At 52.6% G+C, this 20,994-nt stretch carries 18 protein-coding genes and 1 riboswitch; of the genes, 7 read left to right on the top strand and 11 right to left on the bottom strand.

The window, feature by feature from the left end; all coding sequences use genetic code 11:
• Positions 1 to 16 precede the first annotated feature (16 nt).
• Positions 17 to 790: an NAD(+) diphosphatase gene (gene nudC / locus QZF50_RS11325; RefSeq protein WP_000373940.1), complete on the bottom strand. Its 774-nt coding sequence runs from the start codon at positions 788 to 790 to the stop codon at positions 17 to 19.
• Between the two features lie 94 nt (positions 791 to 884).
• Here nudC and rsd point away from each other — a divergent pair, with 94 nt between their 5' ends.
• From rsd to thiH, 7 genes are all read left to right on the top strand, one after another.
• Positions 885 to 1,361: a sigma D regulator gene (gene rsd / locus QZF50_RS11320; protein WP_000934302.1), complete on the top strand. Its 477-nt coding sequence runs from the start codon at positions 885 to 887 to the stop codon at positions 1,359 to 1,361.
• Positions 1,362 to 1,412: 51 nt separating this feature from the next.
• Positions 1,413 to 1,513, top strand: a riboswitch (TPP riboswitch).
• An 80-nt stretch (positions 1,514 to 1,593) separates the two neighbouring features.
• The gene (gene thiC / locus QZF50_RS11315) at positions 1,594 to 3,489 is read left to right on the top strand and encodes a phosphomethylpyrimidine synthase ThiC (protein ID WP_001276923.1); all 1,896 of its coding nucleotides are present in this window, start codon (positions 1,594 to 1,596) and stop codon (positions 3,487 to 3,489) included.
• Entirely contained in the window at positions 3,489 to 4,124 is a 636-nt protein-coding gene (thiE, locus tag QZF50_RS11310) for a thiamine phosphate synthase (protein ID WP_000284600.1), read from the top strand. Before thiC ends, thiE begins: the two co-directional genes overlap by 1 nt.
• Positions 4,117 to 4,872, top strand: coding sequence for a thiazole biosynthesis adenylyltransferase ThiF (gene thiF, locus QZF50_RS11305; RefSeq protein ID WP_000999739.1), 756 nt, complete (start codon positions 4,117 to 4,119; stop codon positions 4,870 to 4,872). The genes thiE and thiF overlap by 8 nt, the downstream gene beginning before the upstream one ends.
• Entirely contained in the window at positions 4,856 to 5,056 is a 201-nt protein-coding gene (gene thiS / locus QZF50_RS11300; RefSeq protein ID WP_001166232.1) for a sulfur carrier protein ThiS, read from the top strand. Before thiF ends, thiS begins: the two co-directional genes overlap by 17 nt.
• 1 nt (position 5,057) lies before the next feature.
• The gene (thiG, locus tag QZF50_RS11295; protein ID WP_000944094.1) at positions 5,058 to 5,828 is read left to right on the top strand and encodes a thiazole synthase; all 771 of its coding nucleotides are present in this window, start codon (positions 5,058 to 5,060) and stop codon (positions 5,826 to 5,828) included.
• Positions 5,825 to 6,958, top strand: a complete 1,134-nt coding sequence (gene thiH / locus QZF50_RS11290; RefSeq protein ID WP_001748926.1) for a 2-iminoacetate synthase ThiH — start codon at positions 5,825 to 5,827, stop codon at positions 6,956 to 6,958. Before thiG ends, thiH begins: the two co-directional genes overlap by 4 nt.
• A gap of 409 nt (positions 6,959 to 7,367) precedes the next feature.
• Here thiH and QZF50_RS11285 read toward each other — a convergent pair whose 3' ends face one another.
• The 10 genes from QZF50_RS11285 to QZF50_RS11240 form a co-directional block, all read right to left on the bottom strand.
• Positions 7,368 to 7,907, bottom strand: coding sequence for a heat-shock protein C (locus QZF50_RS11285; protein ID WP_001307500.1), 540 nt, complete (start codon positions 7,905 to 7,907; stop codon positions 7,368 to 7,370).
• A gap of 212 nt (positions 7,908 to 8,119) precedes the next feature.
• Positions 8,120 to 12,343, bottom strand: coding sequence for a DNA-directed RNA polymerase subunit beta' (gene rpoC / locus QZF50_RS11280; protein ID WP_000653944.1), 4,224 nt, complete (start codon positions 12,341 to 12,343; stop codon positions 8,120 to 8,122).
• 76 nt (positions 12,344 to 12,419) lie between these two features.
• Entirely contained in the window at positions 12,420 to 16,448 is a 4,029-nt protein-coding gene (gene rpoB, locus QZF50_RS11275) for a DNA-directed RNA polymerase subunit beta (protein ID WP_000263098.1), read from the bottom strand.
• 319 nt (positions 16,449 to 16,767) lie between these two features.
• Positions 16,768 to 17,133, bottom strand: a complete 366-nt coding sequence (gene rplL, locus QZF50_RS11270; RefSeq protein ID WP_000028878.1) for a 50S ribosomal protein L7/L12 — start codon at positions 17,131 to 17,133, stop codon at positions 16,768 to 16,770.
• A gap of 66 nt (positions 17,134 to 17,199) precedes the next feature.
• Positions 17,200 to 17,697: a 50S ribosomal protein L10 gene (gene rplJ, locus QZF50_RS11265; RefSeq protein ID WP_001207201.1), complete on the bottom strand. Its 498-nt coding sequence runs from the start codon at positions 17,695 to 17,697 to the stop codon at positions 17,200 to 17,202.
• A 412-nt stretch (positions 17,698 to 18,109) separates the two neighbouring features.
• Positions 18,110 to 18,814, bottom strand: coding sequence for a 50S ribosomal protein L1 (gene rplA / locus QZF50_RS11260; protein WP_001096684.1), 705 nt, complete (start codon positions 18,812 to 18,814; stop codon positions 18,110 to 18,112).
• A gap of 3 nt (positions 18,815 to 18,817) precedes the next feature.
• The gene (gene rplK / locus QZF50_RS11255; protein WP_001085926.1) at positions 18,818 to 19,246 is read right to left on the bottom strand and encodes a 50S ribosomal protein L11; all 429 of its coding nucleotides are present in this window, start codon (positions 19,244 to 19,246) and stop codon (positions 18,818 to 18,820) included.
• A gap of 158 nt (positions 19,247 to 19,404) precedes the next feature.
• On the bottom strand, positions 19,405 to 19,950 hold the full coding sequence (gene nusG, locus QZF50_RS11250) for a transcription termination/antitermination protein NusG (protein WP_001287516.1): 546 nt from the start codon (positions 19,948 to 19,950) through the stop codon (positions 19,405 to 19,407).
• Position 19,951: 1 nt separating this feature from the next.
• Entirely contained in the window at positions 19,952 to 20,335 is a 384-nt protein-coding gene (gene secE / locus QZF50_RS11245; RefSeq protein ID WP_001275702.1) for a preprotein translocase subunit SecE, read from the bottom strand.
• Positions 20,336 to 20,564: 229 nt separating this feature from the next.
• Positions 20,565 to 20,994: EF-Tu/IF-2/RF-3 family GTPase (locus tag QZF50_RS11240; protein WP_074526629.1), on the bottom strand; the 430-nt coding region annotated here is incomplete at its 5' end.

Below are 20,994 nucleotides of genomic sequence, written 5' to 3'. Positions count from 1 at the left end.
GGCGGTCAGTGTATCATCACTCATACTCTGCCCGACACATCGCCACCGTATCTTCTATCAGACGGCGCGCTACGGTGCCGGGCGGCGGGAGTAACGGCAAATCGTCATAGCGATACCAGTTCGCCTCGAGCAATTCTTTCGGGTCGATCACGATGTCGCCGCTGTCATATTCCGCCATAAACGCGGTCATTAAAGACTGAGGAAACGGCCACGGCTGAGAAGTCACGTAACGCAAGTTTTTAACTTTAATTCCGCTCTCTTCCATCACTTCCCGCGCGACTGCCTGCTCGAGGGTTTCGCCCACTTCGACGAATCCGGCAAGTACTGTATGGACACCGTTACGATGGCGGGTATGCTGGGCGAGGAGGATCGAATCATCGCGACGGATGGCAACAATAATGCAGGGGGCGATTTGCGGGTAGTAACGCTCACGGCAATGGCTGCACAGCATCGCCCATTCGGTTTTGCTCGGATACATTTCATGCCCGCAGTAACCACAGTATTTATGCGATCGGTAAAACTCCGCCAGTTGTACGCCTCGTCCGGCCAGTTGAAACAGCCCAACATCGAGATCAATGACCTGACGTACCGACCCCATATCGTGACGCCGCTGCTGTTGTACTAACCAAACAGGTTCCCCCTGCCATTCGCCGATTTGTAGTGCGCGCTGACCCACAAGATCGAAATTTGCCGCTTCGCCATATGGCAATTCTCCCTTCGGCAACCATAATTTTTGTTCATGGCTGACGACCCACCAGCCGTGATCTAATTTTTCAATTATACGATCCATAGCTCTTGCACTACCTTTGCATCACTGGCATGTTTAACATGGTTTTTACATTTCTCACTGAGCAGTTTTTGAATACAAACTTGCGGAGTCAATCATGCTTAACCAGCTCGATAACCTGACGGAGCGCGTCAGAGGAAGTAACAAACTGGTTGATCGCTGGCTACATGTACGTAAGCATCTGCTCGTGGCTTACTACAATCTGGTTGGCATTAAGCCTGGCAAAGAATCGTACATGAGGCTAAACGAAAAAGCCCTTGATGATTTTTGTCAGAGCCTGGTCGATTACTTGTCTGCCGGACATTTCAGTATTTATGAGCGCATTCTTCATAAGCTGGAAGGCAACGGGCAACTCGCGCGCGCCGCGAAGATTTGGCCGCAACTCGAAGCCAATACTCAACAGATTATGGATTACTACGATTCCAGTCTGGAAACCGCCATCGATCATGATAATTACCTTGAGTTTCAACAGGTTTTATCTGACATCGGCGAGGCGCTGGAAGCGCGCTTTGTGCTGGAAGATAAGCTGATTCTGCTGGTGCTTGACGCCGCCCGCGTCAAACATCCTGCTTGAGTTCTGCGCTGTTAACGCGTAATTTACATTCAATGCCCCATTTGCGGGGCTAATTTCTTGTCGGAGTGCCTTAACTGGCTGAGACCGTTTATTCGGGATCCGCGGAACCTGATCAGGCTAATACCTGCGAAGGGAACAAGAGTTAATCTGCTATCGCATCGCCCCTGCGGCGATCGTCTCTTGCTTCATCCGTCGTCTGACAAGCCACGTCCTTAACTTTTTGGAATGAGCTATGTCTGCAACAAAACTGACCCGCCGCGAACAACGCGCCCGGGCCCAACATTTTATCGACACCCTGGAAGGCACCGCCTTTCCCAACTCAAAACGCATTTATATCACTGGCACACACCCCGGCGTGCGCGTGCCGATGCGTGAGATCCAGCTTAGCCCGACGCTAATTGGCGGTAGCAAAGAACAGCCGCAGTACGAAGAAAACGAAGCGATTCCGGTCTACGACACCTCCGGCCCGTATGGTGATCCGCAGATTGCCATTAACGTGCAGCAAGGGCTGGCAAAACTACGCCAGCCGTGGATCGATGCGCGCGGCGATACCGAAGAACTTACCGTGCGCAGTTCCGATTACACTAAAGCGCGGCTGGCAGATGATGGCCTCGACGAACTGCGTTTTAGCGGCGTACTAACACCAAAACGCGCCAAAGCAGGACGCCGTGTCACCCAACTGCACTACGCCCGCCAGGGCATCATCACGCCGGAAATGGAATTCATCGCCATCCGCGAGAATATGGGCCGCGAGCGCATCCGTAGCGAGGTTTTACGCCACCAGCATCCGGGAATGAGCTTTGGCGCACATCTGCCGGAAAATATCACTGCGGAATTTGTCCGTGATGAAGTTGCTGCCGGACGTGCGATTATCCCGGCCAACATTAATCATCCGGAATCGGAGCCGATGATTATTGGTCGCAATTTCCTGGTAAAAGTTAACGCCAATATCGGCAACTCGGCGGTCACCTCTTCCATCGAAGAAGAAGTGGAAAAGCTGGTATGGTCCACGCGCTGGGGAGCGGATACGGTGATGGATCTCTCCACCGGTCGCTATATTCACGAAACCCGCGAGTGGATTTTGCGTAACAGCCCGGTGCCGATCGGTACAGTGCCGATCTACCAGGCGCTGGAGAAGGTTAACGGGATCGCCGAAGATCTTACCTGGGAAGCGTTCCGCGACACGCTGCTGGAACAGGCCGAGCAAGGTGTGGATTACTTCACTATCCATGCGGGCGTACTGCTGCGCTATGTGCCGATAACCGCGAAACGCCTGACCGGTATCGTCTCTCGCGGCGGTTCGATTATGGCGAAATGGTGCCTCTCCCATCATCAGGAAAATTTCCTCTATCAACACTTCCGCGAAATTTGTGAAATCTGTGCCGCTTATGACGTTTCGCTGTCGCTGGGCGACGGTCTGCGCCCCGGTTCTATTCAGGACGCCAACGATGAAGCGCAGTTTGCCGAGCTGCATACGCTGGGCGAACTGACCAAAATTGCCTGGGAATATGACGTGCAGGTGATGATTGAAGGCCCAGGCCACGTGCCGATGCAGATGATCCGCCGCAATATGACCGAGGAGTTAGAGCACTGCCACGAAGCGCCGTTTTACACTCTGGGGCCGCTAACTACCGATATTGCGCCGGGCTATGACCACTTCACGTCGGGGATTGGTGCGGCGATGATTGGCTGGTTTGGCTGCGCGATGCTCTGTTACGTAACGCCAAAAGAGCATCTGGGTCTGCCTAATAAAGAAGATGTTAAGCAGGGGCTTATCACCTATAAGATTGCCGCCCACGCCGCTGACCTGGCGAAAGGGCATCCGGGCGCGCAAATTCGCGATAACGCCATGTCGAAAGCCCGCTTCGAATTTCGCTGGGAAGACCAGTTTAATCTGGCCCTCGACCCGTTTACCGCCCGCGCTTATCACGATGAAACCCTGCCGCAAGAGTCAGGTAAAGTCGCCCATTTTTGCTCCATGTGTGGGCCGAAATTCTGCTCGATGAAAATCAGCCAGGAAGTGCGTGATTACGCCGCCACGCAAACTATTGAAATGGGAATGGCGGATATGTCGGAGAACTTCCGTGCCAGAGGCGGAGAAATCTACCTGCGTAAGGAGGAAGCGTGATGTATCAGCCTGATTTTCCTCCTGTACCTTTTCGTTTAGGACTGTACCCAGTGGTGGACAGCGTACAGTGGATCGAACGTCTGTTGGATGCAGGCGTACGTACTCTCCAGCTACGCATCAAAGATCGGCGCGATGAAGAGGTGGAAGCCGATGTCGTGGCGGCAATTGCGCTGGGCCGCCGCTATAACGCGCGATTGTTTATCAACGATTACTGGCGGCTCGCGATCAAGCATCAGGCGTATGGCGTCCATTTGGGGCAGGAAGATTTGCAAGCCACCGATCTCAATGCCATCCGCGCGGCAGGCCTGCGGCTGGGTGTTTCGACACATGACGATATGGAAATCGACGTCGCGCTGGCAGCACGCCCCTCTTATATCGCGCTGGGACATGTGTTCCCGACGCAAACCAAACAGATGCCTTCTGCACCGCAGGGGCTGGAACAGCTGGCACGGCATGTTGAGCGACTGGCGGATTATCCCACCGTGGCGATTGGCGGTATCAGTCTGGCACGCGCGCCTGCGGTGATAGCAACGGGTGTCGGCAGTATCGCCGTCGTCAGCGCCATTACTCAAGCCGCAGACTGGCGTTTGGCAACGGCACAGTTGCTGGAAATTGCAGGAGTTGGCGATGAATGACCGTGATTTTATGCGTTATAGCCGCCAAATCCTGCTCGACGATATCGCTCTTGACGGGCAGCAAAAACTGCTCGACAGCCAGGTGCTGATTATCGGTCTTGGCGGGCTGGGTACACCTGCTGCGCTATACCTGGCGGGCGCTGGCGTCGGGACGCTGGTACTGGCAGATGACGACGATGTGCATTTAAGCAATCTGCAACGACAAATCCTCTTTACCACTGAAGATATCGATCGCCCGAAATCGCAGGTCAGCCAACAGCGACTGACACAGTTGAATCCCGACATTCAACTGACAGCATTACAACAACGGTTAACGGGTGAGGCGTTAAAAGATGCGGTTGCACGGGCCGATGTGGTGCTCGACTGTACCGACAATATGGCGACTCGCCAGGAGATTAATGCCGCCTGCGTGGTACTCAACACGCCGCTTATCACCGCCAGCGCGGTCGGATTTGGCGGTCAGTTGATGGTACTGACGCCGCCCTGGGAGCAGGGGTGTTACCGCTGCCTGTGGCCAGATAACCAGGAGCCAGAACGCAACTGCCGCACGGCGGGCGTGGTTGGCCCGGTGGTCGGGGTGATGGGCACTTTGCAGGCACTGGAAGCCATTAAGTTATTAAGCGGTATAGAGACGCCTGCGGGAGAACTCCGACTGTTCGATGGTAAGTCTAGCCAGTGGCGCAGCCTGGCGTTGCGCCGCGCCAGTGGTTGCCCGGTATGCGGAGGAAGCAATGCAGATCCTGTTTAACGATCAACCGATGCAGTGCGCCGCCGGGCAAACTGTTCACGAACTACTGGAGCAACTCGACCAACGACAAGCGGGCGCGGCTCTGGCGATTAATCAGCAAATCGTCCCGCGTGAGCAGTGGACGCAACATATCGTGCAGGATGGCGACCAGATCCTGCTTTTTCAGGTTATTGCAGGGGGTTGAGATGTTACGTATTGCGGACAAAACGTTTGATTCACATCTGTTTACCGGCACAGGGAAATTCGCTTCTTCACAACTGATGGTGGAGGCGATCCGCGCTTCCGGCAGCCAGCTGGTGACACTGGCGATGAAACGTGTCGACTTGCGCCAGCACAACGACGCTATCCTCGAACCGCTTATCGCGGCGGGTGTGACCCTGCTGCCAAATACTTCCGGGGCGAAAACAGCGGAAGAAGCCATTTTCGCCGCCCATCTGGCACGTGAAGCGTTAGGCACAAACTGGTTAAAATTAGAGATTCACCCTGACGCCCGCTGGCTGTTGCCCGATCCCATCGAAACTCTGAAAGCCGCCGAAATGCTGGTACAACAGGGATTTGTCGTGCTGCCTTACTGCGGGGCCGATCCGGTATTGTGTAAACGTCTGGAAGAAGTCGGCTGTGCAGCGGTGATGCCGCTCGGCGCGCCGATTGGCTCGAATCAGGGACTGGAAACCCGTGCCATGCTGGAGATTATTATCCAGCAGGCCACAGTTCCGGTGGTTGTCGATGCTGGCATCGGCGTTCCCAGCCATGCCGCGCAGGCCCTGGAAATGGGGGCCGACGCGGTGTTAGTGAATACGGCGATTGCCGTAGCGGACGATCCCGTCAACATGGCGAAGGCATTTCGTCTGGCGGTAGAAGCAGGCCTGCTGGCACGTCAGTCCGGACCGGGCAGCCGCAGTCATTTTGCTCATGCCACCAGCCCGCTGACTGGATTTCTGGAGGCATCGGCATGAAAACCTTCAGCGATCGCTGGCGACAACTGGACTGGGATGACATCCGCCTGCGTATCAACGGCAAAACGGCTGTTGACGTAGAGCGGGCGCTAAATGCCTCGCAATTCACCCGCGACGATATGATGGCGCTGTTATCGCCAGCCGCCAGTGGCTATCTGGAACAACTGGCCCAACGGGCGCAGCGTCTGACCCGTCAGCGATTTGGCAACACAGTTAGTTTCTACGTCCCGCTTTATCTTTCCAATCTTTGCGCTAACGACTGCACGTACTGCGGATTTTCCATGAGTAATCGCATCAAGCGCAAAACGCTGGATGAAGCGGATATTGCCAGGGAAAGCGCCGCTATACGGGAGATGGGCTTTGAACATCTGCTATTAGTCACTGGTGAACATCAGGCGAAAGTGGGGATGGATTACTTTCGTCGTCATCTCCCCGCCCTGCGTGAACAGTTCTCTTCACTACAAATGGAAGTGCAACCGCTGGCGGAGACGGAATACGCCGAGTTAAAGCAGCTTGGTCTGGATGGCGTGATGGTTTATCAGGAGACATATCACGAGGCGACTTATGCCCGCCATCATCTGAAAGGAAAAAAACAGGACTTCTTCTGGCGGCTGGAAACGCCGGATCGGCTGGGGCGTGCGGGGATTGATAAGATAGGCCTCGGCGCGCTAATTGGCCTTTCCGACAACTGGCGCGTTGACTGCTATATGGTTGCCGAACATTTGCTATGGCTGCAACAGCATTACTGGCAAAGCCGTTACTCTGTCTCCTTTCCGCGCCTGCGCCCGTGTACTGGCGGCATTGAGCCTGCGTCGATTATGGATGAACGCCAGTTAGTGCAAACCATCTGCGCCTTCCGACTGCTTGCACCGGAGATTGAACTCTCACTCTCCACGCGGGAATCACCGTGGTTTCGCGATCGCGTGATTCCGCTGGCAATTAATAACGTCAGCGCTTTTTCGAAAACGCAGCCAGGTGGCTATGCCGACAATCACCCCGAGCTGGAACAGTTCTCACCGCACGACGATCGCAGACCAGAAGCAGTTGCGGCCGCGTTAACCGCTCAGGGTTTGCAGCCGGTATGGAAAGACTGGGACAGCTATCTGGGACACGCCTCGCAAAGGCCATGAGACAGAATGTAACAACGTAAATTTATTCCGAGCCGCTACGGAAGATGAAAAACGCAAGGTTGTTGAAAGCGTTCTGTTTTTTTATGGTAGTGCCGTCAGCAGGAATGTTGTCCAGGGCGAAAAGCTTCTTCCTCGTTTCGCCCTGCCTTTCTTAAAAATTCCGTAATGCAAAGTCTGAAGCCATCGCCTGTTGAGCAATGAAAGAGATCTGATTGTAAGAGAGTAAATACTCAACTATGATAGAGACGAAAATAAGAACACATGTTCTCATCTTCCAGGATGCAGCAGACTGAAGAAATTCAGACATCCCGCAACCTGCGATTATCGCAAGGTCAAGGCAAAGTCCGGTAATGGCGTTCTGAATACCAGAGATAATTCTCTGGCGAAACCCACCTTAAGGTGGGTTTTGTTATTTTGAGGGCTGAGGAAGCTGCTTATTTCTCAATAAGTTGTAGGCAATGGTGAAAAATTTCACTGATTTACCTTTCTGTTTTTCAGAAATGGGATAAGCGCTAGTTACATGCAAACGGAGTTTTTTCTTTTCCCTGAAAGCCCTGAACGCAACAAAGTAAAATGCCTTATCTCCTCCGTCTAAGTCCACCTCAATCACGGCATAGCTACCATACCCGGCATGAATAACGTTGCTTTCTGGCAGCGCCAAAATAGTTCTTTTTAAGTGTGTGCGCGCTAAGTTATAACGGTGCTGGCAGAAGGGACGAGATTCTTTAGGCGCGTGGTACATTAACGATTGTTTTTCTTCGTTCGTCTGATGTTCATAATCTTTTGTGAAGCAGTGAAGAGAGTAGGTAACCCAAAAGCGATACTCTAAAGGCTCTTTGCCCTCATGATGCTGAACGTAGACAGCCTGATGAGCATCAAGAAATGATAAATCACGAATATCACCATCCGGATGTCCAAAAGGTCGCCACTTTTCCACTTCCTGTTTCATTCTCGTTCCTTAAGAAAGTTACACAGGAATAGTATCGAATCCTTGCCGAGTTTGACTCAATTAGTTCAGTCAGTTTCAGGATATTAGTCATCTCTACATTGATTATGAGTATTCAGAAATTCCTTAAATATTCTGACAAATGCTCTTTCCCTAAACTCCCCCCATAAAAAAACCCGCCGAAGCGGGTTTTTACGTTATTTGCGGATTAACGATTACTCGTTATCAGAACCGCCCAGACCTGCGTTCAGCAGTTCTGCCAGGCTGGCAGATGCGTCTTCTGCAGTCACCTGCGGTGCAGCCGGAGCTTCACCCGCAGCACGGCGACGCATACGATCCTGGTGGTACGCGTAACCGGTACCTGCCGGGATCAGACGACCCACGATAACGTTCTCTTTCAGGCCGCGCAGTTCGTCGCGTTTGCCCGCAACGGCTGCTTCGGTCAGCACGCGAGTGGTCTCCTGGAACGATGCCGCGGAGATGAAGGACTCGGTTGCCAGAGACGCTTTGGTGATACCCAGCAGATCGCGGGAGTAAGTTGCCCCCACTTTGCCGTTCGCTTCCAGTTCGCGGTTTGCGATCTTGACGCGAGAGTATTCAACCTGTTCGCCTTCCAGGAAGTCGGAGCTGCCCGCGTTAACGATGGTAGCTTTACGCAGCATCTGACGAACGATAACTTCGATGTGTTTATCGTTAATCTTAACGCCCTGCAGACGGTATACGTCCTGTACTTCGTTAACGATGTAACGAGTCACAGCATGAACACCACGCAGACGCAGAATGTCGTGCGGCGCTTCCGGACCGTCGGAAATTACGTCACCACGTTCTACACGTTCACCTTCGAACACGTTGAGCTGACGCCATTTCGGAATCATCTCTTCGTACGGATCGCTACCGTCTACCGGGGTGATAACCAGACGACGTTTACCTTTGGTTTCTTTACCGAAGGAAACGATACCGCTGATTTCAGCCAGGATTGCCGGCTCTTTCGGACGACGTGCTTCGAACAGGTCCGCAACGCGCGGCAGACCACCGGTGATGTCCTTGGTACCGCCGGATTCCTGCGGAATACGCGCCAGGGTGTCACCAGAGCTGATCTGTACGCCATCTTCCAGCTGAACAATCGCTTTACCCGGCAGGAAGTACTGCGCAGGCATATCGGTACCTGGGATCAGAACGTCGTTACCCTGAGCATCAACGATTTTCAGTGCCGGACGCAGATCTTTACCACCTGCGGTACGTTCTGCGGAATCCAGAACCACCAGCGAAGACAGACCGGTCAATTCGTCTGTCTGACGAGTAATGGTCTGACCGTCGATCATGTCAGTAAAGCGTACAAAACCGCTTACTTCGGTGATAACCGGCATGGTGTGCGGGTCCCAGTTTGCAACGGTTTCGCCGCCAGCAACCTGTTCGCCATCGCCTTTCGCCAGTACCGCACCGTAAGGCACTTTGTAGCTTTCTTTGGTACGACCGAATTCGTCGATCAGTTTCAGTTCAGTATTACGGGAAGTGATAACCAGTTTACCGCTGGAGTTCACAACCGACTTCACGTTGCTGAGCTTGATGCTACCTTTGTTTTTCACCTGGATGCTGGATTCAGCAGCCGCACGAGATGCCGCACCACCGATGTGGAACGTACGCATGGTCAGCTGTGTACCCGGTTCACCGATGGACTGTGCCGCGATAACACCGATTGCTTCACCCTTGTTGATGATGTGGCCACGCGCCAGGTCACGACCGTAGCAGTGCGCACATACACCAAAGTCGGTGTCACAAGATACAACAGAACGTACTTTAACCGCGTCGACAGAGTTCTCTTCCAGCAGGTCACACCACTGTTCGTGCAGCAGCGTGTTGCGCGGAACGAGGATATCAGCAGTACCCGGCTTCAGAACGTCTTCAGCAGTTACACGACCCAGTACGCGATCGCGCAGCGGCTCTTTAACGTCACCACCCTCGATAACCGGAGTCATCATGATACCTTCATGGGTACCACAATCGTCTTCGGTAACCACCAGGTCCTGCGCCACGTCAACCAGACGACGAGTCAGGTAACCGGAGTTCGCAGTTTTCAGTGCGGTATCCGCCAGACCTTTACGAGCACCGTGGGTGGAGATGAAGTACTGGAGTACGTTCAGACCTTCACGGAAGTTCGCGGTGATTGGCGTTTCGATGATGGAGCCATCCGGCTTCGCCATCAGACCACGCATACCAGCAAGCTGACGAATCTGTGCCGCAGAACCACGCGCACCGGAGTCGGCCATCATGTAGATGCTGTTGAAGGAAACCTGCTTCTCTTCCTGACCGTCACGGTTAATCACGGTTTCAGTTTGCAGGTTATCCATCATCGCTTTGGATACACGATCGTTCGCCGCAGCCCAGATATCGATAACTTTGTTGTAGCGTTCGCCCGCAGTTACCAGACCAGACTGGAACTGCTCCTGAATTTCAGCAACTTCTGCTTCTGCCTCGGAGATGATTTCGTGTTTCTTCTCCGGGATGACCATGTCATCGATACCAACAGATGCACCAGAACGCGCTGCATAGGCGAAGCCGGTGTACATGATCTGGTCCGCAAAAATAACGGTCGGTTTCAGACCGAGAATGCGGTAGCAGGTGTTCAGCATTTTGGAGATTGCTTTTTTACCCAGCGCCTGGTTGACGATGGAGTAAGGCAGACCTTTCGGTACAATCATCCACAGAATGGCACGGCCAACAGTCGTGTCTTTCAGGCTGGTTTTCGCTACTAATTCACCGTTAGCATCTTTTTCATACTCGGTGATACGCACTTTAACGCGCGCATGCAGAGAAGCCAGACCAGAGCGATACAGACGTTCTGCTTCTTTCGGGCCAGTCAGCACCATGCCTTCGCCTTTGGCGTTAACACAGTCACGGGTCATGTAGTACAGACCCAGTACAACGTCCTGAGACGGAACGATGATTGGTTCGCCGTTCGCCGGGGACAGGATGTTGTTGGTAGACATCATCAGCGCACGCGCTTCCAGCTGGGCTTCCAGCGTCAGCGGTACGTGAACAGCCATCTGGTCACCATCGAAGTCGGCGTTATATGCCGCACAAACCAGCGGGTGCAGCTGGATAGCTTTACCTTCGATCAGTACCGGTTCAAATGCCTGGATACCCAGACGGTGCAGAGTCGGTGCACGGTTCAGCAGTACCGGGTGTTCGCGGATAACTTCGTCCAGGATATCCCAAACGACAGCTTCTTCGCGCTCAACCATTTTCTTCGCAGCTTTAATGGTGGTAGCAAGACCACGCAGTTCCAGCTTGCCGTAGATGAACGGTTTGAACAGCTCCAGCGCCATTTTCTTCGGCAGACCGCACTGATGCAGACGCAGGTATGGACCTACGGTGATTACAGAACGACCGGAGTAGTCAACACGCTTACCGAGCAGGTTCTGACGGAAACGACCCTGTTTACCTTTGATCATGTCGGCCAAAGATTTCAGAGGACGCTTGTTAGAACCGGTGATCGCACGACCGCGACGACCGTTATCCAGCAGGGCGTCTACCGCTTCCTGCAGCATACGTTTTTCGTTACGTACGATGATGTCCGGCGCAGCCAGATCCAGCAGACGTTTCAGACGGTTGTTACGGTTAATGACGCGACGATACAGATCGTTCAGGTCAGAAGTCGCGAAACGACCACCATCCAGCGGAACCAGCGGACGCAGATCTGGCGGCAGTACCGGCAGAACGGTCAGGATCATCCACTCTGGTTTGTTACCAGACTGAACGAACGCTTCCAGCAGTTTGATACGCTTGGTCAGCTTTTTACGCTTGGTTTCGGAGTTGGTTTCGTTCAGCTCTTCACGCAGCTGTTCGCACTCTTGCTCCAGATCCATGCTCTTCAGCAGAGCCTGGATTGCTTCCGCCCCCATCTTCGCGTCGAATTCGTCACCGAACTCTTCCAGCGCGTCCAGATACTGCTCTTCAGTCAGGATCTGCTGACGTTCCAGGTTGGTCATACCGCCTTCGATAACCACATAGGATTCAAAGTACAGTACGCGTTCGATATCGCGCAGCGGCATATCGAGCAGCAGACCGATACGGGACGGCAGCGATTTCAGGAACCAGATGTGCGCAGTCGGGGAAGCCAGTTCGATGTGGCCCATACGCTCACGGCGTACTTTAGTCTGGGTCACTTCAACGCCGCACTTCTCACAGATGACGCCACGGTGTTTCAGGCGCTTGTACTTACCGCACAGGCACTCGTAATCTTTTACCGGCCCAAAGATACGGGCGCAGAAAAGGCCGTCACGTTCTGGTTTGAACGTACGGTAGTTGATGGTTTCCGGCTTTTTAACTTCACCGAAAGACCATGAACGGATCATGTCTGGCGAAGCCAGAGCAATTTTGATCGCATCAAACTCTTCGGTTTTAGTCTGCGCTTTCAGAAACTTTAATAAATCTTTCACGGATTTGCTCCCGTCGGAGTTAGCACAATCCGCTGCCGGGTTTTAACCCGACAGCAGTGACCTGTTTGAGCGAGAATTACTCGTCTTCCAGTTCGATGTTGATACCCAGCGAACGAATCTCTTTCAACAATACGTTGAAGGATTCTGGCATGCCCGGCTCCATCTGATGGTTGCCGTCCACGATGTTTTTATACATCTTGGTACGACCGTTCACGTCATCAGACTTAACGGTGAGCATTTCCTGCAGGGTGTATGCTGCGCCGTATGCTTCCAGCGCCCACACTTCCATCTCCCCGAAACGCTGACCACCGAACTGTGCCTTACCACCCAGCGGCTGCTGAGTAACCAGGCTGTAAGAACCGGTGGAACGCGCGTGCATCTTGTCGTCGACCAGGTGGTTCAGTTTCAGCATGTACATGTAACCAACGGTTACCGGACGCTCGAACTGTTCACCAGTGCGACCATCGTACAGGCGGATCTGACCGGAAGTCGGCAGGTCGCCAAGTTTCAGCAGCTCTTTAATTTCTGCTTCTTTCGCACCGTCGAACACCGGCGTTGCGATTGGCATACCTTTGCGCAGGTTTTCAGCCAGACGCATAACTTCTTCATCGCTGAAGGTACTCAGGTCAACTTTCTGACGAACGTCAGCGCCCAGATCGTACGCACGCTGGATGAATTCGCGCAGTTTCGCGACTTCTTGCTGCTGTTTCAGCATGGCGTTGATCTTGTCGCCGATACCTTTCGCAGCCATACCCAGGTGGGTTTCGAGGATCTGACCGATGTTCATACGAGACGGTACGCCCAGCGGGTTCAGTACGATGTCTACCGGCGTACCGTTTTCATCGTAAGGCATATCTTCGATCGGGTTGATCTTAGAAATTACACCCTTGTTACCGTGACGACCTGCCATCTTGTCACCAGGCTGGATACGGCGTTTAACCGCCAGATATACCTTAACAATCTTCAGCACGCCCGGTGCCAGATCGTCGCCCTGGGTGATTTTGCGGCGTTTCGCTTCGAGTTTCTTCTCGAACTCGTGTTTCAGTTCGTCATACTGCTCAGCCAGCTGTTCCAGCTGATTTTGTTTCTCTTCGTCTGTCAGGCCCAGCTCCAGCCAGCGATCGCGCGGCAGTTTGTCGAGCTTCTCAGCTTCAACGCCACCGGCTACCAGCACAGCACGGATACGGCTGAACAGACCCGCTTCGAGGATCTGCAGTTCTTCAGACAGGTCTTTCTTCGCCTGTTTGAGCTGCATTTCTTCGATTTCCAGCGCACGTTTGTCTTTTTCTACGCCATCGCGAGTAAAGACCTGAACGTCGATAACCGTACCGGATACACCGTTTGGTACGCGCAGAGAAGAGTCTTTAACGTCAGAGGCTTTCTCACCGAAGATCGCACGCAGCAGTTTTTCTTCTGGGGTCAGCTGAGTTTCACCTTTCGGCGTTACCTTACCAACCAGAATGTCGCCACCGGTCACTTCCGCACCAATGTAAACGATACCGGATTCATCCAGTTTGGAGAGCGCAGCTTCACCCACGTTCGGGATGTCAGCGGTGATCTCTTCCGGCCCCAGCTTGGTGTCACGGGACACACACGCCAGTTCCTGAATGTGGATGGTGGTGAAACGGTCTTCCTGAACAACACGCTCGGATACGAGGATGGAGTCTTCGAAGTTGTAACCATTCCACGGCATGAACGCTACGCGCATGTTCTGACCAAGCGCCAGTTCACCGAGGTCGGTGGACGGACCGTCTGCCAGCACGTCGCCACGTTCAACCGGTTCACCCAGAGACACACACGGCATCTGGTTGATACAGGTGTTCTGGTTAGAACGGGTGTATTTGGTCAGGTTGTAGATGTCGATACCTGCTTCACCCGGATACATCTCGTCTTCGTTAACTTTGATAACGATACGGGAAGCATCCACGTACTGAACGACACCACCACGTTTAGCTACCGCAGTTACACCGGAGTCAACGGCAACAGCACGTTCCATACCAGTACCAACCAGCGGCTTATCAGCGCGCAGAGTCGGAACGGCCTGACGTTGCATGTTCGCACCCATCAATGCACGGTTGGCGTCATCGTGTTCCAGGAACGGGATCAGGGACGCACCGACGGATACCACCTGCTGGGTGGATACGTCCATGTAGTCAACCTGGTCGCGGCTGAACAAGCTGGATTCGCCTTTGCTACGGCAAGTTACCAGGTCTTCTACGAAGTGGCCTTCTTCATCCAGGTTGGAGTTCGCCTGGGCGATAACGTAGTTGCCTTCTTCGATAGCAGACAGGTAGTGAATTTCGTCAGTTACAACACCGTCGGTCACTTTACGATACGGAGTCTCAAGGAAGCCGTATTCGTTAGTCTGTGCGTACACGGACAGAGAGTTGATCAGACCGATGTTCGGACCTTCAGGGGTTTCGATTGGACATACGCGACCGTAGTGAGTCGGGTGTACGTCTCGAACTTCGAAGCCTGCACGTTCACGGGTCAGACCGCCTGGGCCGAGTGCGGAGATACGACGTTTGTGCGTAATCTCAGACAGCGGGTTGTTCTGGTCCATAAACTGAGACAGCTGGCTGGAACCGAAGAACTCTTTCACTGCTGCGGAAATCGGCTTGGCGTTGATCATATCCTGAGGCATCAGGGTATCCAGATCGCCCAGAGACAGACGCTCTTTCACCGCACGCTCTACACGTACCAGGCCAACGCGGAACTGGTTTTCCGCCATTTCGCCAACGGAACGGATACGACGGTTGCCGAGGTGGTCGATATCATCGACTTCGCCTTTACCGTTACGGATATCGATGAGCTTTTTCATAACATCAATGATGTCGTCTTTGCTCAGGATACCGGAACCTTCGATTTCTTCGCGCAGCAGAGAACGGTTGAACTTCATACGACCAACCGCAGACAAGTCATAACGGTCTTCGGAGAAGAACAGGTTCTCGAACAGGCTTTCAGCTGCTTCACGAGTCGGCGGCTCGCCAGGGCGCATCATGCGGTAGATTTCTACCAGTGCGCTCAGACGGTCGTTAGTTGGGTCGACACGTAAGGTTTCAGAGATATATGGGCCGTGATCCAGATCGTTGGTGAACAGCGTTTCGATACGCTTGTGACCAGACTGGCTCAGCTTAGCCAGCAGATCCAGGCTCAGCTCCATGTTCGCTGCGCAGATCAGCTCGCCGGTAGACTCATCAATATAGTCTTTAGCAACCACTTTACCTGCGATGTACTCAACCGGGACTTCGATCAGTTTGACGTCGTCTTTTTCCAGCTGGCGAATGTGGCGCGCAGTGATACGGCGGCCTTTTTCTACGTACACTTTACCGTTAGCTTCGATGTCAAAAGATGCGGTTTCACCACGCAGGCGTTCCGGCACCAGTTCCATCTGCAGCTTGTTATCACGGATTTCAAAGATAACTTTTTCAAAGAACAGGTCGAGGATCTGCTCTGTGGTGTAGTTCAGGGCGCGCAGAATGATGGTCGCAGGCAGTTTACGGCGACGGTCGATACGTACGAACAGGTTGTCCTTCGGATCGAATTCGAAGTCCAGCCAGGAACCACGGTAAGGGATGATACGCGCGTTATACAGCACTTTACCCGAAGAGTGGGTTTTACCTTTGTCGGAGTCAAAGAAGACGCCCGGACTACGGTGCAGCTGGGAAACGATAACACGCTCAGTACCGTTGATAACAAAGGTACCGTTGTCTGTCATGAGCGGAATTTCGCCCATGTAGACTTCTTGTTCTTTAATGTCTTTTACGGTGCCTTCCGGCGCTTCGCGCTCATAGATCACCAGACGCAGTTTAACGCGCAGCGGTGCGGAATAGGTCACGCCACGGATTTGACATTCCTGGACGTCAAACACCGGTTCGCCAAGGCGGTAGCTGACGTATTGCAGCTCGGAATTACCGCTGTAGCTCTGAATCGGGAATACGGAACGGAAAGCAGCTTCCAGACCATACTGCCCTTCAGGATCTTGCTCGATAAATTTCTGAAACGAGTCAAGCTGGATAGAAAGGAGATAAGGTACATCCAGAACTTGTGGACGTTTACCAAAATCCTTACGAATACGTTTTTTCTCGGTATAGGAGTAAACCATAGGGTTCCTCAGCTCGCTGACAAGTCGACCCATCTGTCCATTGAGCGGACAGTTTGTGCAACACTATTTTGTTGACCGGAAAATGGAACACTTTCCGCAATGCCTGTTGCTATCACGCTTAAACCATTTCATTGCGATTTACACAGAACGGACGTCCTGTCGCAGTATATTAAGTCGTCGATAGAAACAAGCATTGAAAGGCACAGCAGTAGTCAAACAGTGTGAAACGCTACTGGCGCCTTACAGCGCAAAAAGGCTGGTGACTAAAAAGTCACCAGCCATCAGCCTGATTTCTCAGGCTGCAACCGGAAGGGTTGGCTTATTTAACTTCAACTTCAGCGCCAGCTTCTTCCAGAGCTTTTTTCAGTGCTTCTGCGTCGTCTTTGCTCACGCCTTCTTTCAGAGCAGCCGGTGCAGATTCTACCAGGTCTTTAGCTTCTTTCAGACCCAGGCCAGTTGCGCCACGTACTGCTTTGATAACAGCAACTTTGTTAGCGCCAGCAGCTTTCAGAATTACGTCGAATTCAGTTTTTTCTTCAGCAGCTTCAACCGGGCCAGCAGCTACAGCTACAGCAGCAGCAGCGGAAACACCGAATTTTTCTTCCATTGCAGAGATCAGTTCTACAACGTCCATTACAGACATAGCTGCAACTGCTTCAATGATTTGATCTTTAGTGATAGACATTTAAATTGTTCCTGAATATCAGAATAAGTTTATACGTAAGCGAATGCGTTAAAAAGATAACTGCGATTAAGCAGCTTCTTTCGCATCGCGTACAGCAGCCAGAGTACGAACCAGTTTGCCAGCCGAAGCTTCTTTCATGGTTGCCATCAGGCGTGCAATTGCTTCTTCGTAGGTCGGCAGAGTTGCCAGGCGGTCGATCTGAGACGCCGGGATCAGCTCACCTTCAAAGGCAGCGGCTTTGACCTCAAATTTTGCATTCGCTTTCGCGAACTCTTTGAACAGACGAGCAGCAGCGCCCGGGTGTTCCATAGAGTATGCAATCAGGGTCGGACCAACAAACGCGTCTTTCAGGCACTCGAACGGAGTACCTTCAACAGCACGGCGCAGCAGGGTGTTACGAACAACACGCATGTATACGCCAGCTTCGCGACCTGCTTTACGCAGTTCAGTCATTTTATCTACAGTTACGCCACGGGAATCCGCAACTACTGCAGACAGCGCGCCTTTGGCTACTTCGCTGACTTCAGCAACAATCGCTTGTTTGTCTTGAAGATTTAAAGCCATTAGCTTTGCTCCTGGATGTTTGCCAGAGAAAATCTCTGGAACTCACTTCACTCCTCCAAACGGAGAGAGCGTCTTAATTACGGTGAGCAGAAACAAGCCAGAATATAAAAGAATAATCTTAGCGTTCTGTCACCGTCTACGCAGGGGATTAAGTTTCTTGCGAAACTCCTGCGGTCTTCGACGGAGGCCTGGATAGGCCAGGCTCCAACGAACAAATCTTTTCTATCCGTCGCTATTCAACTTGTGGCGGCGTTGGCTTCCTTCATTCGCACCAGTCACATAGTTAGCTATGCTCCTGGCGACTCACTCAGTTGCCGCCTTGCCACAACCCGAATATCTCGGATATACGTCTGCATTAAGCATTATACGTGGGGGTAAGATTGTAGACAAAATCACCGCCCACGTAAAGGCATTAGTTTACAGAAGCGCTCAGGCCAGCCTGGTCAACTGCAACACCTGCACCCATGGTGGTGGAGATGCTAACTTTCTTGATGTACACGCCTTTCGCCTGAGTCGGTTTTGCTTTTTTCAGCGCAACCAGCAGAGCTTCCAGGTTTTCTTTCAGTTTGTCAGCGTCAAAGTCCACTTTACCGATGGTGGTGTGGATGATGCCGTTTTTGTCGTTACGGTAACGAACCTGGCCAGCTTTAGCGTTTTTAACCGCTTCAGCAACGTTCGGTGTTACAGTACCCACTTTCGGGTTTGGCATCAGGCCGCGCGGACCCAGAACCTGGCCCAGCTGGCCAACAACGCGCATTGCATCCGGAGAAGCAATAACAACGTCAAAGTTCATTTCGCCTTTCTTGATCTGGTCAGCCAGATCTTCCATACCTACCAGTTCTGCGCCTGCAGCTTTAGCAGCTTCAGCGTTTGCACCTTGGGTAAATACGGCTACGCGAACGGAACGGCCAGTACCGTGCGGCAGTACAGTTGCACCACGTACGTTCTGGTCAGATTTACGAGCGTCGATGCCGAGGTTAACAGCTACGTCCACGCTTTCTACGAATTTAGCAGTCGCCAGCTCTTTCAGCAGTGCGATAGCTTCGTTGATGTCGTACTGTTTGGTTGCATCAACTTTCTCGCGGATAACACGCATGCGCTTGGTCAGTTTAGCCATTTCTTAGTCCTCCACTACCAGGCCCATGGAACGTGCAGTACCTTCGATGGAGCGAGTCATCGCTTCAATGTCGGCACCAGTCATGTCGGCAGCTTTGGTCTGCGCGATTTCCTGCAGCTGAGCGCGGGAAATTTTACCCACTTTGTCTTTGTTCGGCTTACCGGAACCAGACTTGATACCAGCCGCTTTTTTCAGCAGAACTGCTGCCGGCGGAGTCTTGGTAACGAAAGTGAAAGAACGGTCAGCGTAAACGGTGATTACTACCGGAATCGGCAGACCTTTTTCGATGGAATCAGTTTTTGCGTTGAACGCTTTGCAGAATTCCATGATGTTTACGCCCTGCTGACCCAGAGCCGGACCTACTGGCGGACTCGGGTTAGCCATACCAGCTGCAACCTGCAGCTTGACATAGGCTTGTACTTTCTTAGCCATTATAAATTCCTCAAGTTGGGTAATAACGCCTCTGAGAGGCTCCCCGTGATATAAAAAATCGTTTTACGGGCAAGGCCCATAAAAACAAAAGGCGCGAAATTGTATTCCAATCTCACGCCTTGTGCAACGATTAAATCGCCGCTTTTTTGATCGCTGGGTTAGGCTTTTTCAACCTGGCTGAAGTCCAGCTCTACCGGGGTCGCACGACCGAAGATAGAAACAGACACTTTCAGACGAGATTTCTCGTAATCCACTTCTTCAACAACACCGTTGAAGTCAGCGAACGGACCATCATTAACACGGACCATTTCACCCGGTTCAAACAGCGTTTTCGGACGCGGCTTATCACCAACCTGCTGCAGGCGGTTCATAATCGCATCGACTTCTTTATCGCTGATTGGCGCAGGACGATCGGAAGTACCGCCGATGAAGCCCATCACACGCGGTACGCTGCGCACCAGGTGCCAGCTCGCGTCGTTCATCACCATCTGAACGAGGACGTAGCCAGGGAAGAATTTACGTTCGCTTTTGCGACGCTGACCGCCACGGATTTCAACCACTTCTTCGGTTGGTACCATGACTTCACCAAACAAATCTTCCATGTTGTGTAATTTGATATGCTCACGCAGCGACGTTGCTACGCGGCCTTCAAAACCGGAAAACGCCTGAACGACGTACCAGCGCTTTTTAGGAGCTTCAGACATCTCAGAACCTCAGGCCAGTGATAAAGGATACCAGGCGAACCAGAATACCATCCAGTCCCCACAGGATCAGTGACATTACTGCGGTAACCGCAGCCACAATCAGCGTGGTGTGCAATGTTTCCTGGCGAGTCGGCCAAATGACCTTACGGACTTCGGTACGCGCTTCACGGGCAAAAGCAACGGTAGCTTTACCTTTTGTCGTTAACAGCGCGACACCACCCGCTGCAGCAATCAGAATTACTACGGCCAGCGCACGCAGCGGCAGCATAATGTCGCGATAAAGGTAGTTGCCGACAATCGCCACCAGGAGCAATGCCACCACAACGACCCACTTCATCGCTTCCAGGCCGCGCCCGCTTCCTTGAGCTTCGGTATTCGCACTCATAAACCAACCTGTCAGAAGTTTTCTACAAACATTTTCACCCCGCGATCGCGAGGCAAACCAAATCGAAACGCGTATTAGCTTTTCGGATTATACGCCCTCAACAGAGCCTGTCTCAGCAATGATTATGACAAAGAAAATCACTGATGAGCCAGGTTCTGGTACGAAAGCGTGCAAAAAGGGCATCAAATGATGCCCTTTTAGTGCGCATTGCGTCAAATGTTATCGGCAATTAGCTCAGAACTTTTGCTACAACGCCCGCGCCAACGGTACGGCCGCCTTCACGGATTGCGAAACGCAGACCGTCGTCCATCGCGATCGGGTGGATCAGGGTAACAACCATTTTGATGTTGTCGCCCGGCATTACCATCTCTACGCCTTCCGGCAGTTCGATGGTACCAGTCACGTCAGTAGTACGGAAGTAGAACTGCGGACGGTAGCCTTTGAAGAACGGAGTATGACGGCCGCCTTCATCTTTGGACAGAATGTACACTTCAGATTCGAACTTGGTGTGCGGCTTGATGGTGCCCGGCTTAGCCAGTACCTGACCACGTTCGATTTCTTCACGTTTGATACCACGCAGCAGAACACCTACGTTCTCACCAGCACGGCCTTCGTCCAGCAGTTTGCGGAACATTTCAACGCCAGTACAGGTAGACTTC

This window comes from uncultured Escherichia sp. (genome assembly GCF_948475835.1).
Lineage (GTDB): Bacteria > Pseudomonadota > Gammaproteobacteria > Enterobacterales > Enterobacteriaceae > ECMA0423.
Note: the sequence above shows the minus strand (reverse complement) of the source record. Positions and strands in the feature narration are given on the sequence as shown.

Bases quoted from the DNA above. Each gene is read 5' to 3' on its own strand.
- secE (WP_001275702.1), bottom strand. From the start codon at position 20,335: ATGAGTGCGAATACCGAAGCTCAAGGAAGCGGGCGCGGCCTGGAAGCG.
- thiE (WP_000284600.1), top strand. From the start codon at position 3,489: ATGTATCAGCCTGATTTTCCTCCTGTACCTTTTCGTTTAGGACTGTAC.
- nudC (WP_000373940.1), bottom strand. From the start codon at position 790: ATGGATCGTATAATTGAAAAATTAGATCACGGCTGGTGGGTCGTCAGC.
- thiS (WP_001166232.1), top strand. From the start codon at position 4,856: ATGCAGATCCTGTTTAACGATCAACCGATGCAGTGCGCCGCCGGGCAA.
- thiC (WP_001276923.1), top strand. From the start codon at position 1,594: ATGTCTGCAACAAAACTGACCCGCCGCGAACAACGCGCCCGGGCCCAA.
- nusG (WP_001287516.1), bottom strand. From the start codon at position 19,950: ATGTCTGAAGCTCCTAAAAAGCGCTGGTACGTCGTTCAGGCGTTTTCC.
- thiF (WP_000999739.1), top strand. From the start codon at position 4,117: ATGAATGACCGTGATTTTATGCGTTATAGCCGCCAAATCCTGCTCGAC.
- thiG (WP_000944094.1), top strand. From the start codon at position 5,058: ATGTTACGTATTGCGGACAAAACGTTTGATTCACATCTGTTTACCGGC.
- rplL (WP_000028878.1), bottom strand. From the start codon at position 17,133: ATGTCTATCACTAAAGATCAAATCATTGAAGCAGTTGCAGCTATGTCT.
- rsd (WP_000934302.1), top strand. From the start codon at position 885: ATGCTTAACCAGCTCGATAACCTGACGGAGCGCGTCAGAGGAAGTAAC.
- QZF50_RS11285 (WP_001307500.1), bottom strand. From the start codon at position 7,907: ATGAAACAGGAAGTGGAAAAGTGGCGACCTTTTGGACATCCGGATGGT.
- rplJ (WP_001207201.1), bottom strand. From the start codon at position 17,697: ATGGCTTTAAATCTTCAAGACAAACAAGCGATTGTTGCTGAAGTCAGC.
- rplK (WP_001085926.1), bottom strand. From the start codon at position 19,246: ATGGCTAAGAAAGTACAAGCCTATGTCAAGCTGCAGGTTGCAGCTGGT.
- thiH (WP_001748926.1), top strand. From the start codon at position 5,825: ATGAAAACCTTCAGCGATCGCTGGCGACAACTGGACTGGGATGACATC.
- rplA (WP_001096684.1), bottom strand. From the start codon at position 18,814: ATGGCTAAACTGACCAAGCGCATGCGTGTTATCCGCGAGAAAGTTGAT.
- rpoB (WP_000263098.1), bottom strand. From the start codon at position 16,448: ATGGTTTACTCCTATACCGAGAAAAAACGTATTCGTAAGGATTTTGGT.